The organism is Streptomyces sp. NPDC050535, from assembly GCF_044457665.1.
Classification (GTDB): Bacteria; Actinomycetota; Actinomycetes; order Streptomycetales; family Streptomycetaceae; genus Streptomyces.
The window spans coordinates 382046-395768 of the sequence record NZ_JBITHE010000005.1 but is presented as its reverse complement, the minus strand read 5'-3'; the positions used below and the strand labels follow the sequence as shown (position 1 = coordinate 395768).

Sequence of the window (13723 nt, the reverse complement as noted above, 5' to 3'; positions counted from 1 at the left end):
GGGGTGCGAACTGAGGTCACGAGGAAGGGGCTTGGGGCACTGTTTCACGTGAAACAGTGCCCCAAGCCCCTTGCCGGAACTGCTAGAGCTGCGTCACATCCAGCTCACCCGCGGCGTACCGCCGGCGCAGCACCTTCTTGTCGAACTTGCCGACGCTCGTCTTCGGAACCGACTCGATGATCGTCCAGCGCTCGGGGAGCTGCCACTTGGCGATCTTCCCTTCGCCCGCGAGGAAGGCGCGGAGGGTGTCGAAGTCGGCGGTGGCGCCTTCCCTGAGGACGACGGTGGCAAGGGGACGCTCGCCCCACTTGTCGTCGGGGACGGCGACGACGGCGGCCTCGGTGATGTCCGGGTGGGACATCAGCGCGTTCTCCAGGTCGACCGAGGAGATCCACTCGCCGCCCGACTTGATGACGTCCTTGGCTCGGTCGGTGAGCGTCAGGAAGCCGTCGGAGCTGATCGTGCCGACATCGCCGGTCTTGAGCCAGCCGTCCTCGCTGAACTTGTCGGCGGGTCGGGCCGGTTCGGCACCGGGGCCGCCGTAGTACGCGCCCGCGATCCAGGGGCCGCGGACCTCCAGTTCGCCGGCGGACTCGCCGTCCCAGGGGAGCCGTTCGCCGCCGGGCCCGGTGAGGCGAGCCTCGACGCCGGCCGGAAAACGGCCCTGCGTCAGCCGGTAGGCCAACTCCTCGTCCGTGCCCACTACATGCGCCGGCGCCCGGGCGATGGTGCCCAGCGGGGACGTCTCCGTCATGCCCCAGGCGTGGCAGACCCGCATGCCCAGCTTGTCGAAGGCCTCCATGAGCGAGGGCGGACAGGCGGAGCCGCCGATGGTGACCTGGGTGAGCGAGGAGACGTCCCGGGGTTTGGCGGTCAGCTCGGCGAGCAGACCCTGCCAGATGGTGGGAACGGCCGCGGCATGCGTCGGCTTCTCGCTCTCGATCATCTCGGCGAGCGGCGCGGGCTGGAGGAAGCGGTCCGGCATGAGCATGTTGATGCCGGTCATGAAGGTCGCGTGCGGCAGACCCCAGGCGTTGACATGGAACTGCGGGACGACGACAAGCGTGGTGTCCCGGTCGGTGAGCCCCATCGACTGGGCCATGTTGACCTGCATGGAGTGCAGGTAGACGGAACGGTGCGAGTAGACGACGCCCTTGGGGTCGCCCGTCGTGCCGGACGTGTAACACATGGCCGCGGCCGTACGTTCGTCCAGCTCCGGCCAGTCGAAGCTGGTCGGCCTGCCCGCGATCAGCTCCTCGTACTCGTGCACCCGCGCCGTCGCCCCGTCGAGCAGCGAACGGTCACCGGGCCCCGAAACCACGACGTGCTCGACCGTCGGCAGGTGGGGAAGGAGCGGTGCGAGCAACGGAAGCAGCGAACCGTTGGCGATGATCACGCGGTCGGCGGCGTGATTGACGATGTAGGCGAGCTGCGTCGCGGGGAGGCGGAGGTTGAGCGTGTGCAGGACCGCGCCCATGGAGGGAATCGCGAAATACGCCTCCACGTGCTCGGCGTTGTTCCACATCAGCGTCCCTGTCGCATGTCCCTCTTCCACTCCGAGGTCGCTCAGGGCGTGCGCGAGCTGTGCGGCTCGGGCGCCGATCTCGGCGTAGGAACGCCGCTGGGGCGCTCCCTCGCCGGTCCAGGTGATCACCTGCGATGATCCGTGGACCGCCGACCCGTGGGCCAGGATCCTCGAGATCAGCAGTGGTACCTCCTGCATCGTGCTCAACACAGCGTTCCTCCCGGGGCGACATTGCCTACGAGGCGGTAAGGGGTGCGCTGATTCTGCGCACATACCGAACGGTATGTCACTAGTAGCCGGGATGATCGATCAAGGTAATCGATCAAGGTCGCGATGATCTTCCGGAAATCGGGAGGCCGGGAGGCCGAAACGCCGGGGGGCCGGGGGGCCGGGGGGCAACGGTGAGAGCCGGGGCCAGTGGGCGGGCGTCGGGCGTCGGGCGTCGGGCGTCGGGCGTCGGGCGTCGGGCGTCGGGCGTCGGGCGTCGGGCGTCGGGCGGATCCTGGTGGGTGCCCGGGGACGGCCGACCCTGCCGGGGTCACTGCCGTACGGGCTCCAGCTCGGGGTCCTCCCGCAGCTTGCCCAGCGCACGCGACACCGCCGACTTCACCGTCCCGACGGAGACGCCGAGCACCTCTGCCGTCTGTACCTCGCTCAGATCCTCGTAGTACCGCAGGACGACCATCGCCCGCTGCCGTGCCGGCAACTTCATGATCGCCCGCCACATCGCGTCGTGCAGCGCCTGCTGCTCGGCGGGATCCCCGACAGGCGCCCCCTGCGGCTCCGGCAGCTCGTCGCACGCGAACTCGTCGACCTTGCGCTTGCGCCACTGCGACGTCCGCGTGTTCAGCAGCGCCCGCCGTACGTAACCGTCGAGCGCCCGGTGGTCCTCGATCCGCTCCCACGCGACGTACGTCTTCGTGAGCGCGGTCTGCAACAGATCCTCGGCGTCGCACGGGTTCGCGGTCAGTGACCGTGCGGTACGCAGCAGCACCGGTTGGCGTGCCTTCACGTACGACGCGAACGACGGGTAAGGCGCGTACGGAAGGGTCCGCGTCGCGGCGTTCGAAGCGCTGGTGCAGACGGGTGTGGTCATGGCTCCACGCTAGGATCGACCCCTACTCTCGCGGATCGGCCGCAGGTCCCGAAGCGGTGTCCGCCTCAGGTTGTAGGTGGGGGGCTCCCCCCACCTCCTGAAGGTGGACGAGCGGGTCCTGCACCCTGAGGGTTCACCCCTGAGAGAGGACTACGGCGGTAGTACGCGGGACGGAACCAGTCACCCGGCGCCCCCAGGCCGACTCCGCGGACGACCGACGTCCTGGGAACCCGCACCGGAGCCCGCGTCCGCCCCCAGGATCAACCCCGATGTGGGAACGCCGGTGCCCGCGGTGACGAGAGTGTGGCGGGCGCCCGGTATCTGGTTCACCGCCGTCCCCCGCAGTTGTCGTACCGCCTCCGCCACGCCGTTCATCCCGTGCAGATACGCCTCCCCCAACTGTCCGCCATGCGTGTTGAGCGGCAGCCGCTCCTCGGCGACGAATTCCGCTCCCTGTCCCGGCGGGCAGAACCCGAACTCCTCCAGCTGCATCAGCACGAACGGCGTGAAGTGGTCATAGAGAATGCCCACGTCGATGTCCGCCGGGGTCAGCCCGGCCGTCCGCCACAGCTGGCGCGCCACCACGCCCATCTCCGGCAGCCCTGTCAGGTCGTCCCGGTAGAAACTGGTCATCTGCTCCTGCCCCCGGCCCGCGCCCTGGGCGGCGGCCCTGATCACCGCGGGAGGGTGCGGCAGATCGCGGGCCCGCTCCAACGAGGTGACCACCAGTGCCTGGCCGCCGTCCGTCTCCTGGCAGCAGTCCAGCAGCCGCAGCGGCTCCACGATCCACCGCGAGGCCGCGTGCTCGGCGAGCGTGATCGGTCTGCCGTGGAAGTAGGCCGCCGGGTTCGTCGCCGCGTATTTCCTGTCCACGACGGCGACCTGGCCGAACACCTCCGGTGTCAGCCCGTACGTGTGCAGATACCGCTGGGCCGCCATCGCCACCCAGGACGCGGGTGTGAGCAGCCCGAACGGCAGGGCCCACCCGAGCGCCGCCCCTTCCGCCGACGGCTCCCGCCGCTGCACCCCGGACCCGAATCTGCGTCCCGACCGCTCGTTGAACGCCCGATAGCAGACCACGACCTCCGCCACCCCGGCCGCAACCGCGAGCGCCGCCTGTTGGACAGTCGCGCAGGCCGCCCCGCCCCCGTAGTGGATGCGCGAGAAGAAGGACAGCTCCCCCATGCCGGCCGCCTGGGCGACAGTGATCTCCGGGCTGGTGTCCATCGTGAACGTGACCATCCCGTCCACGTCACCTGGCGTCAGCCCCGCGTCGTCGAGCGCGGCCCGCACCGCCTCGACAGCCAGCCGAAGCTCACTGCGCCCCGAGTCCTTGGAGAACTCGGTGGCCCCGATCCCGACGATCGCGGCCCGCCCTCCCAGGGTGTCCCGCGTCCGTACGCTCATGACGCTTCCCCGGACGGAAGAGTGACCGTCACCGTGCCGGTCACATGTCTGCCGATGCCGTTCGCCCCGATGATCCGCACCGTCGCCGTGTCGCCCGCGAGTTCCTCCACCGAACCGGTCAACACCATGGTGTCGCCCGGGTAGTTGGGTGCCCCGAGCCTGATGGCCACCTTGCGGAGAATCGCGCCCGGTCCGAAGCGGTCCGTGACGTACCTCCCGACCAGTCCGTTGGTGGTCAGGATGTTCATGAAGATGTCGGGGGAACCCTTCTGCCGCGCCAGCTCCGCGTCGTGGTGCACGTCCTGGTAGTCCCGCGACGCGATGGCTCCGGCCACGATCAGCGTGCGGGTGATCTCGATCTCCAGCGGGGGGAGCGCGTCTCCGACCCTCAGGTCGCTGACTCTCCCTCCGCCGAGCCTCCCTTCGCCGATCTTCACGTCGCTGACCTTCGGATCGCTGGCCGTGTCCCTCGTATCCCCAGGCCTCACTTCCCCAGGCCTCATGTCTCCGCCCCGTCGCTCACGATCAACTCCCCCAGTTCCTGGAGCACTTCGCCTCCGTATCCCAAGTACGCGTCCAGTTGGCGTCCCCACAGAAAGTGCCGGTGCACGGGGTGCTCCAGGTCGGCCCCCGTTCCGCCGTGCAGATGCTGGCCCGCGTGTACCACGCGCTGGCCCGCCTCCGACGCCCACCAGGCTGCTGTCAGGGCCTGGGTCGCGTATGCCAGGCCCTCGTCGCGACGCCACGCGGCCTCGTAGGCCGTCACCCGTATCGTTTCGGTGTCCATGTGGGCATCGGCCGCGCGGAGTTGGACTCCCTGCTTGGCGGCGAGCGGACGACCGAACTGCTCGCGCGCGTTGGTGTGCTCCACCGCTCGGGCCAGCGATCCCGCGCACACTCCGGCCTGTAGTCCGGCGAAGGCGGTACGTGCGGTCGCGAGTACGTCGTCGTACGCACCGTCACCGCCGAGCCGCTCGCCCGGCGTCCCTTCAAAAGTCAGTCGCCCCGCCGACCAGGGCGCCGTCAGCTCCACCGGCTCGCACACCGCCTCGGCGGTCCGCACCAGCCACAGCCGGCGCCGGTCGTCCGCGACCAGCACATGGGTGGCGTCCCGCAACCACGGCACCACGGGGAAGATGCCGGTCAACTGCCCCTGGGATGGCATGCGTACGGCTCGTGACGCTCCCGCACCTGTCGCGCCCGGCCCTGCTGTCCGTACGGCTGCCCCCGGCCCGGGAAGCGCTCCGCTCACCACCACCGTCCCGTCGGCGATCCCTGGCAGCAGCCGCTCCCGCTGCTCCGGTGAACCGTGGGCCGCCACCGTCAGCAGCCCATACACACAGCTCGCCGCGAACGGCACCTGTGCCGTGGCGCGCCCCTGCTCCTCCAGCAGCAGCACCAGGCCGAGCAGCCCGGTATCCGCCACTGCTCCTATCAGTCCGGCCGCGCACAGTGCCTTCCACAGCTCGGCGTCACTGCCGGTCCCGGCCGCGGCGAGCCGCTCGTGTGTGGAGAGGTCGCCGAAGATCCGCGCGGCCAGATCGCGGGCCGCCGCCTGCTCCTCGGTGGGCGTGAAGTCCATGTCAGCCGCCCCCGTCCACGCGAGCCTCATCGGTGTCACCCGTGTCACCGGCCCGGAAGACAGGCAGCTCCAACTCGTCGTCGTAGCGCTGGAATCCGAGCCGCACGGGCATCCCGATGCGCACCTTGTCGTACGGCACACCCACTACGTTGCTCACCATCCGCACGCCCTCGGACAGTTCGATCAGGCCGACCGCGTAGGGAGGGTCGAAGGCCGGGAAGGGCGGGTGGTGCATGACGACGTACGAGTAGACCGTGCCGTCGCCGCTCGCCTCGACCGTGTCCCACTCCAGGCAGCCGCATGCGTTGCATCCAGGCAGCCAGGGGAAACGCAGCGTGGCGCAGCCGTCGCAGCGCTGGATCAGCAGCTCATGTCGGCCCACGCCCTCCCAGAAGCCGGCGTTGTCCCGGTTGATCACCGGCCGCGGCCGTCTGTCCCCTGGCTTCGCCCGCGACACCCGGGTCGACTGCCCTGTCTTCTCGGTCCGGTGCTGTGTCACCTCGGTGCGGTGCGAGGTCGTATCGGACCGGTGCGAGGTCATAACGGACTGGTCCAGGGTCGTATCGGACTGGTCCGGGGTCGTATCGGTGCGGTGCCAGGTCGTATCGGACCGCTGCTGTGTCGACTCGCTCGGCTGCCGGGTCGCCACGGTCCGGTGCCGGGTCATCTCGCTCGGCTGCGGTGTCGTCCCGGTGCGGTGCCGGGTCGTCTCGGCCGGCTGCCGATTCCGTGCCGGGGCGTACTTGAGGATCCGGAACCGGTGGGTCCCCGCGGGTTCGCCGCCTGCCCGAACGTCCATCCGTGTCGTGACGAAGTGCCCAGTCCCCAGTTTGGTGGTCTTGCGCGCGGAGACCGACTCGATCACCGCGTCGAAAGTGATCTCGTCTCCGGGTCGCAGCGGGCGCAGATACTCCTGCTCGCAGTCGGTGGCGACCACTGAGGTGTACCCGGAGTCGTCGAGCAGCCGGAGCAGTTCGTCGTATGCGTCCGAGCGGTCCGTGTGCCCGGAGAGGCCGCCCATCGTCCACACCTGGAGCATGGTGGGCGGCGCCATGGCGTACGGCCCCGCGTACGCCGGGCTGGTGTCGCCCATCGCCTCGCACCAGTGCCGGATCATCGGCTCGTTGACCGGGTCCTTGCCCACGCCCGCGACGGCGGCCGCGCGTCCCTCGTACGCCCTGAGTCGCTCCTCGAAGGCATCGGTCGCCACCGCCATTTCATCGCTCTCGTCCTTCCTATCGCTGTCGTTCCTGTCGCTCCTGTCGTTCATGTCGCTCACCGCCGGCCCCTCCGCATCCCGAGCCGCATGGTCGCCACGATCTCCCGCTGCACCTCGCTCACCCCGCCCCCGAACGTATTGATCTGCGCTGCCCTGTTCATCCGCTCCAGCTCGCCGTCCCCGAACGCCCCCGGCGAACCGGAGCGGACCAGAGCATCCGCTCCGACAATTTGCTGACATATTCGGTACACCGCGACCGCCGATTCGGTTCCCACCACTTTCACGCCGCTCGCGTCGCCAGGCGCCAGCCGGCCCGCCCCCACGTCTCCCACCAAACGCCAGTTGAGCAGGCGTGATGCCGCCAGTCGGGCATGCGCCTCAGCCAGTTGGAATCGCACCCACGGCTCGTCAACCCTGCGCCGACCGGTCACCGGATCGGGTGTACGCGCCGCTTTCAGCGCGGCCGCGTAGAAGTCCTCGGCCTGCATGCCGATCGCGGCGAGCGCGACCCGCTCGTGGTTGAGCTGGTTGGTGATGAGTCCCCAGCCGCCGTTCTCCTCGCCGACGAGGTTGGCGGCCGGGACGCGGATCCCGTCGTAGTACGTCGCTGTCGTCGTCAGCCCGCCCACCGTCTCGATCGGCGTCCACGAGAAGCCGGGCGCGTCCGTCGGCACGAGGATGATGGAGATGCCCTGGTGTTTGGGCGCGTCCGGGGCGGTCCGGCAGGCGAGCCAGATCCAGTCGGCGTTCTGGGCGTTGGAGGTGAAGATCTTCTGCCCGTCGATCAGCCAGTCACCGCCGGCACCACCACCGACGCCGGTGCTGGTGCCGACACCCACGGCGCCGGAACCACCCCCACCTGCGGCGGAGCCGTCTCCCCCGACCCCCGCCCCCACCCCGGGTTCGGCCGCGCCCGGCCGAGACCCTGGGCCCGAGGAAACGGCCCCCCCACCCACCCGCACCGCCCGCGTCCGCAGCGAGGCCAGATCCGTCCCCGCCGAGGGCTCCGAGTACCCGATCGCGAAGACGAGATCGCCGCTCAGAATGCGGGGCAGGAAGAACTCCTTCTGTTCCTCGCTCCCGTACTTCATGAGCGTCGGTCCCACGGTGTTCAACGTGACCATCGACACGGGCGCACCGGCCCGGTATGCCTCGTCGAAGAACACGAACTGCTCGTCAGCGCCGCGCCCTTGCCCCCCGTACGCGACGGGCCAACCGAGCCCGAGCAGTCCGTCGGCGCCGATGCGGCGCAGCAACGCGCGCTGCCTGTCGGGGTCGTCGGCGGGCGGTGGGCCGTCGGGCATCAGGTCGCGGAAGTAAGTACGGAGTTCGGCGCGCAGGCGCTGCTGGCGTTCGGTGGGGGCGAGGTGCACGGCGGCGGCCTCCCGGACCTCGTACGAACAAGGGTTTCTGACTGTCCGTCAGACAATGCCGACTGTCAAGGTCACGGAACCCGCATCGGCACCCTCTCCGCCCGTACCCGAGCACCGCCCCTGGGCACCCCCCGAGCGCATAGGCGTCCACATATGGGCACGCGCGCGTGGAGACACGAAAACGTCTGCGCGACGGCACCGAAGCACCGCCGCGCAGACGCGTTACAACCCCGTAGAGCACAACCCCGCACGGGGGTCATTGGGCCGATGTGAGCGCATCGGCCCGGGGCTCACCACCAGAGGTTGGTGAAGTTGACGACGTTGTTCGACTGGTCGATGGCCGTGAACGCGGAGCCGTTCACCTGGGCCGTGTTGTTCTGGTTCGAGGCGCCTGAGCCGACCGCCTGCTGCTGTGTGGTGGACGAGTTCCCGAAGTTGTCGCCACCGACACCGCTGCCGCTGACGGTCGCCACCGCCGCGTTCGATCCGTCGTCCGCGAAGGCGCCGTTGTCCGCCGCCGCGACCCCTGTGAAGAGGGTGGCCGCGAGAGGCAGAGCTGCGACGGCGGCGAGGACGCGGGCGGTACGGATGCTTGCCATGTGAATTCCTCCAGAAGAACCAGTTGTACGCACCGGCGTGAACCGGGAAGTACGGCTTGTCCCAAGGCAGTTGGCCGACCGCCTCGGTGATGTGCACGACGTCGCGACTCCAGAGTTGCCCACCGAACCCCTGGCGAACCACCCCGGAAGCACCGATTCCCCCTGAAGCGTGAGGACAAGTCGATAAACCCCTTTCGCGACCTTCCGCCCATCACGTCTGCCTTGAATTCGCAGGTCAGGGTCGCGATGCGGGCTCGGACGACAGGCGCCGCACGGGATGAAGCGTTTCAGCACTTTTTCCGCCAATCTCCCCCGTAATCCCCGAAACACCCCCCACCGCTTCGATGCCTCACCGAACCCCCTTCCCTTTTTCGAACACTCGTACGAACATGGAGGCATGGCCACCACCACCGACCGGCAGGCCACGACCATGGCCCTGGCCCACGCACTGTCCGCCGCCGAGCGCGGCCTCGCGGTCATCCCGCTGTCCCGCACGAAGCTCCCAGCGCTCCGCTCCCCCCACCGCATCGACCCCGCCGGCCTGCCCGTCTGCCACGGCGAGTGCGGCCGTTTCGGACACGGCGTGTACGACGCCTCGACCGACCCACGCCGCATTCGATCGCTCTTCACGGCCGCCCCCTGGGCCACCGGCTACGGCATCGCCTGTGGCCTGCCGCCGTACCACCTGATCGGCATCGACCTCGACACCAAGTCCGGTACGGAGTCGTCCGCGGCCTTGCGCGAGCTGGCGCTGCGGCACCTGTTCACCATCCCGGAGACCGTGGTCGTCCTCACCCCGAGCGGCGGCCGCCACCTGTGGCTGAGCGGGCCGCCGGACGTGGCCGTCCCCAACTCGGCGAGCCGACTGGCCCCCGGTATCGACGTCCGCGGCGCCGGCGGCTACCTCGTCGGCCCCGGCTCCCGTACCGACCACGGCGCCTACAGCACCGCCCCGGGCACCGCCCATCTGGCGCCCGCACCCTGTCCACCGGCCCTGCTACGGCTTCTCCTGCCGCCACCACGGCACGCCAAGCCGACGGATTCGACACCGGCGGACGTACACGGACAGGGCCAGGGCCTGATCCAGTTCGTCCTGGCGGCCCACGCGGGCCAACGCAACACCCGTCTCTTCTGGGCGGCCTGCCGCGCCTACGAGAACGGCATCGGCCCGGCCCTGACCCCCGCTCTCATCGACGCGGCCGTCCACACCGGCCTCACCCTCCGCGAGGCCCGGTCAACGGTGGCCTCGGCGGCCCGGATGACAGGAAACCGGACGTGAACGCCCACGCGACTCGGTTCGACGTCGCCATCAAGTGGCCACGGACCCGGATCACCCCGGAGCCCGAGACCTCCCGAGGCTGACGCGACCCGCCTGCCCCGCCCGCTCAACTGCGGGAACAGGAACGGCCCCTCGACCAATGCACTTGGTCGGGGGGCCGTTCACCTGCGGTGGGTGTGGGATTTGAACCCACGGTGACATCGCTGCCACGACGGTTTTCAAGAGCGTCACTCTGACCTCGTCGGCACCTCATCTGACCTGCTCGAACGCTGCTGTGGCGATACTCGACCTATCCGCTGGCCCACAGGTGGCCCATGAGATCCGCTCACCAAACGAGACGGTGGTCGGGATGACTTACTGCTGCGACCGCAGACAATCGGCCTGCGCCTAGCTGCACTGTGCAGCCGCCGCGGGCAACGCGCAGCAGGCAGCGGAGGTGAACCTTGGAAACGACCTGACAGTGCGTGGCATGATCGTGTATCAGGTGGGCTAGTCGACATCGCGGAGCGCGTAGGTGGGGATGAATGATGACGAACGGTGACATCCTGATCGGCCCGGAAGAGCAGGCGGCTGCTGAGCAGCAGATCGTCGAGCAATCCAAGCGTATCGACTTTTACATCACCGAATACACGATCGAGATCCTGGCTAGCAAGATGCGGGCGAACGAGTACGTCGTGCCTCGCTACCAGCGAGCGTTCACCTGGGAGCCGGAGCGCAAGTCGAAATTTCTCGAATCGGTCATCATGGGATTGCCCATCCCCTTTGTGTTCTTCTGGGAGATGGAGGACACCGGCAAGCTAGAGGTCGTGGACGGGTCCCAACGGCTCCGGACGTTGGAGGAGTTCATCCTCGGTGACTTCCGCCTCGGAGATCTCGATCAACTACCGTATATTTCCGGCTTTAGGTTCACGGATCTTCCTGAATCACGCCAGAGGAAGATCAAGAACAAGTCGATCAGGGGAATTGTCCTCAACGAGCATGCTGACGAACCGGCCCGACTGGACATGTTCGAGCGGATCAACACTGGCAGCAAGATCGCAAATAAGGCCGAAGTCAGGCGTGGAGCGCTAGCCGGCCCATTCCTAGACCTCGTGATTGAGCTTGCCGACAATCAGCTTCTTCACTCTCTCGCCCCGATGAGCAAGAAGCAAAAAGACGAGCGTGGGTATGACGAACTGGTGACGCGGTTCTTTGCCTACGGGGATGGCCTTGTCGACTACAAAGATCGCCCGTCTGATTTTATTTTTAAATATGCGAGGAAGATGAATCTCGCGTTTGCGACTGATTCGACCCTGTCAATCTCCTACAGTCGGCGTTTCCGCGAGACATTGGAGTTCGTGGAAAGGGTATTTCCCTACGGCTTCCGCAAGGCATCGAATGGCAGGGCTACGCCTCGCGCACGGTACGAATCCATCATTCTCGGCTCATATCAGGCATTGCAAGAGCGGCCCGAGATCAAGGATTTCGGGCGAGAGCGATTCAATGTCATCGAGTGGCTCACAAGCGAGCGTTTCGTAGAGATCACAGGATCTGACGGAGCAAATGCCCGGTCGCGCTTGGAGGGGCGAATCGGCTTCGTGCGCGATAAGCTGGTGGAAGCGTGAGCACTGCAGACCTTTTTCCGTTCTTCGAGGAACGATTCAGTGAGGTTGATTCTTACATCGACTTCCTCGAAAAGCTCGAAGAGGCTACCCAAAGCGGCATTCCTCGCCTTGCCGTGTCTGAATATAGAATCACGGCTAAGCAGCAGAGGATCCTTTATTCGAGCGTCTACCTGCAGCTTTACAACCTGGTTGAAGCAACGATGGCGAGATGCGTCTCTGAGCTAACTGAAGCGACTTCCTCTGCGAGGGCGTGGCAGCCACATCAATTAAACGACCATCTTCTGCAGGAGTGGGTCAGGTCCACCGCTCGCACTCATGCCGACATGTCTGCCCCGAGTCGCCTGAAACACGCACTTGAGATGAGTACGCACATTGTTCAGCAGCTCCCCGTCAAGCCGTTCGTCATAGACGTCGGTGGCGGAGGCAACTGGGACGATGAGGTAATCTACAAGATGGCCGAGCGGCTGGGTTGCCCGTTGTCGCTGACTGTAACGACGCAAGCCAGCGTTAAGCGGAAGCGACGGGATGGGCTCGGGCCACTCCAACTGGTCAAAAGCCGCAGGAACGGCCTAGCTCACGGTTCGATCTCCTTCGTGGACTGCGCGGATGGTGTTGTAGTGCGCGAGTTGCGGGAGATGTCACAGTGCGTGGAGGACTACCTACGTGAAGTGATCGCATGTTTTAGAGACTATATCGATTCCCATAGTTTTCTCCGACCAGATAGCAGACCAAGCGGTGATACGGCATGAGTGACGCCCCCCCTGACATTTCAGCGGTTGATCTGTTTTGCGGTGTAGGAGGGCTCACTCATGGTCTGGTGCGCAGCGGTATCAACGTCACGGCCGGCGTCGACCTAGACCCGCATTGCCGCTATCCGTTTGAAGCAAATAATTCGGCACCATTCATTGAACGGGACGTTAAAGATCTCAAGGCCGTTGATCTTGAGCCTTATCTTGCGGAGGGGAAGTACTCACTCCTAGCCGGATGTGCGCCGTGCCAGCCTTTTTCAACTTACAGCCAAAAGGGTCGAAGTAAAAAGCGAGGCATGGATTGGCGGCTCGTCCTAAACTTCGGTTCCATCGTTGCCGATCTGCAGCCTGATCTCGTCACCATGGAAAATGTTGTACAGCTTGCGGACCACGAAGTTTTTTCGGAATTCCTGGAATCACTGAGCGGGTACTCTGTAAGCTGGGCAAAGGTCGAGTGCACGAAGATCGGGGTTCCGCAATCACGCAAGCGGCTTGTTCTTTTGGCTTCCAAGCTTGGTGGGCACGGGCTAGACCTCACGCCACAGTTCGTGCAATCCCCCAGAACCGTTCGCGACGAGATCGGTAAGCTACCCCCCATTACCGCAGGGGGACAGCATTCTCGGGATTCCCTTCATACCGCGTCGTCTCTCAGTGAAATCAACATGAAGCGAATCAAGGCTTCTAAGCCCGGAGGTACCTGGCGCGACTGGGATCCGGATTTGATCGCTGCTTGTCACCGCAAAGAGACCGGCTCAACCTACCCGAGCGTCTATGGACGCATGGAGTGGGATGCACCAGCGCCTACCATCACCACGCAGTGCTTTGGTTACGGGAACGGGCGCTTTGGGCATCCTACTCAGGATCGCGCAATCTCGCTCCGTGAAGCAGCGATGCTGCAGACGTTTCCTCGGAATTATAAGTTCCTCAGGCGGGACGAGCAGGTTACCTTCAGCCGACTGGGCCGGTTGATTGGCAACGCTGTCCCTGTACGTCTTGGAGAGGTGATCGGGCAATGCCTCACTGACCATGTACGCGCCTACGAGACCGGTGCTGCAGAGAAGCCGGTACCCAGCGGTGCGGCGCAGTTGGGTTGCTTGTTTTAGGTCGCTGCCAGCCAGTTGCTATGGCTCCGTCTTTTACGCTGCCCAACTCTGCTGGTGTCCGTTCTTTGCATTTCAAGCGCGCTCAGATCCTGCACGTCTCCTGCTACGAGCCTGGCCGCCTCATCAATCACCTCACCAGGTGCGAGGTCCACAACTCGCCGCGCTCCACGTGGTCGGTGAGCATCTG

At 66.4% G+C, this 13723-nt stretch carries 12 protein-coding genes; 4 read left to right on the top strand and 8 right to left on the bottom strand.

Features of this window, described 5'->3' with window-relative positions; all coding sequences use genetic code 11:
* Window positions 1–82: 82 nt before the first annotated feature.
* The 8 genes from ACIBLC_RS14915 to ACIBLC_RS14880 form a co-directional block, all read right to left on the bottom strand.
* A complete protein-coding gene (locus tag ACIBLC_RS14915; protein WP_399211318.1) occupies window positions 83–1735 on the bottom strand; it encodes a long-chain fatty acid--CoA ligase in 1653 nt (550 codons plus the stop codon).
* 328 nt (window positions 1736–2063) lie between these two features.
* Entirely contained in the window at window positions 2064–2621 is a 558-nt protein-coding gene (locus tag ACIBLC_RS14910) for a SigE family RNA polymerase sigma factor (protein ID WP_399211317.1), read from the bottom strand.
* Window positions 2622–2801: 180 nt separating this feature from the next.
* Window positions 2802–4028, bottom strand: coding sequence for a lipid-transfer protein (locus ACIBLC_RS14905; RefSeq protein ID WP_399211316.1), 1227 nt, complete (start codon window positions 4026–4028; stop codon window positions 2802–2804).
* Window positions 4025–4420: a MaoC family dehydratase gene (locus tag ACIBLC_RS14900; protein ID WP_399211426.1), complete on the bottom strand. Its 396-nt coding sequence runs from the start codon at window positions 4418–4420 to the stop codon at window positions 4025–4027. The genes ACIBLC_RS14905 and ACIBLC_RS14900 overlap by 4 nt, the downstream gene beginning before the upstream one ends.
* A 107-nt stretch (window positions 4421–4527) precedes the next feature.
* Window positions 4528–5610, bottom strand: coding sequence for an acyl-CoA dehydrogenase family protein (locus ACIBLC_RS14895; RefSeq protein ID WP_399211315.1), 1083 nt, complete (start codon window positions 5608–5610; stop codon window positions 4528–4530).
* Window position 5611: 1 nt separating this feature from the next.
* The gene (locus ACIBLC_RS14890; RefSeq protein WP_399211425.1) at window positions 5612–6826 is read right to left on the bottom strand and encodes a bifunctional MaoC family dehydratase N-terminal/OB-fold nucleic acid binding domain-containing protein; all 1215 of its coding nucleotides are present in this window, start codon (window positions 6824–6826) and stop codon (window positions 5612–5614) included.
* Window positions 6827–6885: 59 nt separating this feature from the next.
* Window positions 6886–8202 (bottom strand): acyl-CoA dehydrogenase family protein, encoded by a 1317-nt coding sequence (locus ACIBLC_RS14885; protein WP_399211314.1) that lies wholly within the window; start codon window positions 8200–8202, stop codon window positions 6886–6888.
* Between the two features lie 290 nt (window positions 8203–8492).
* Window positions 8493–8801: a hypothetical protein gene (locus ACIBLC_RS14880; protein WP_399211313.1), complete on the bottom strand. Its 309-nt coding sequence runs from the start codon at window positions 8799–8801 to the stop codon at window positions 8493–8495.
* 397 nt (window positions 8802–9198) lie between these two features.
* Between ACIBLC_RS14880 and ACIBLC_RS14875 the strand changes: the two genes are divergently transcribed.
* From ACIBLC_RS14875 to ACIBLC_RS14860, 4 genes are all read left to right on the top strand, one after another.
* Window positions 9199–10080, top strand: coding sequence for a bifunctional DNA primase/polymerase (locus ACIBLC_RS14875; RefSeq protein ID WP_399211312.1), 882 nt, complete (start codon window positions 9199–9201; stop codon window positions 10078–10080).
* Window positions 10081–10604: 524 nt separating this feature from the next.
* Window positions 10605–11684: a DUF262 domain-containing protein gene (locus ACIBLC_RS14870; protein WP_399211311.1), complete on the top strand. Its 1080-nt coding sequence runs from the start codon at window positions 10605–10607 to the stop codon at window positions 11682–11684.
* Complete coding sequence (locus ACIBLC_RS14865) at window positions 11681–12433, top strand: MAE_28990/MAE_18760 family HEPN-like nuclease (RefSeq protein WP_399211310.1); 753 nt, start codon at window positions 11681–11683, stop codon at window positions 12431–12433. Before ACIBLC_RS14870 ends, ACIBLC_RS14865 begins: the two co-directional genes overlap by 4 nt.
* Window positions 12430–13536, top strand: coding sequence for a DNA cytosine methyltransferase (locus tag ACIBLC_RS14860; protein WP_399211309.1), 1107 nt, complete (start codon window positions 12430–12432; stop codon window positions 13534–13536). The genes ACIBLC_RS14865 and ACIBLC_RS14860 overlap by 4 nt, the downstream gene beginning before the upstream one ends.
* Window positions 13537–13723 lie beyond the last annotated feature (187 nt).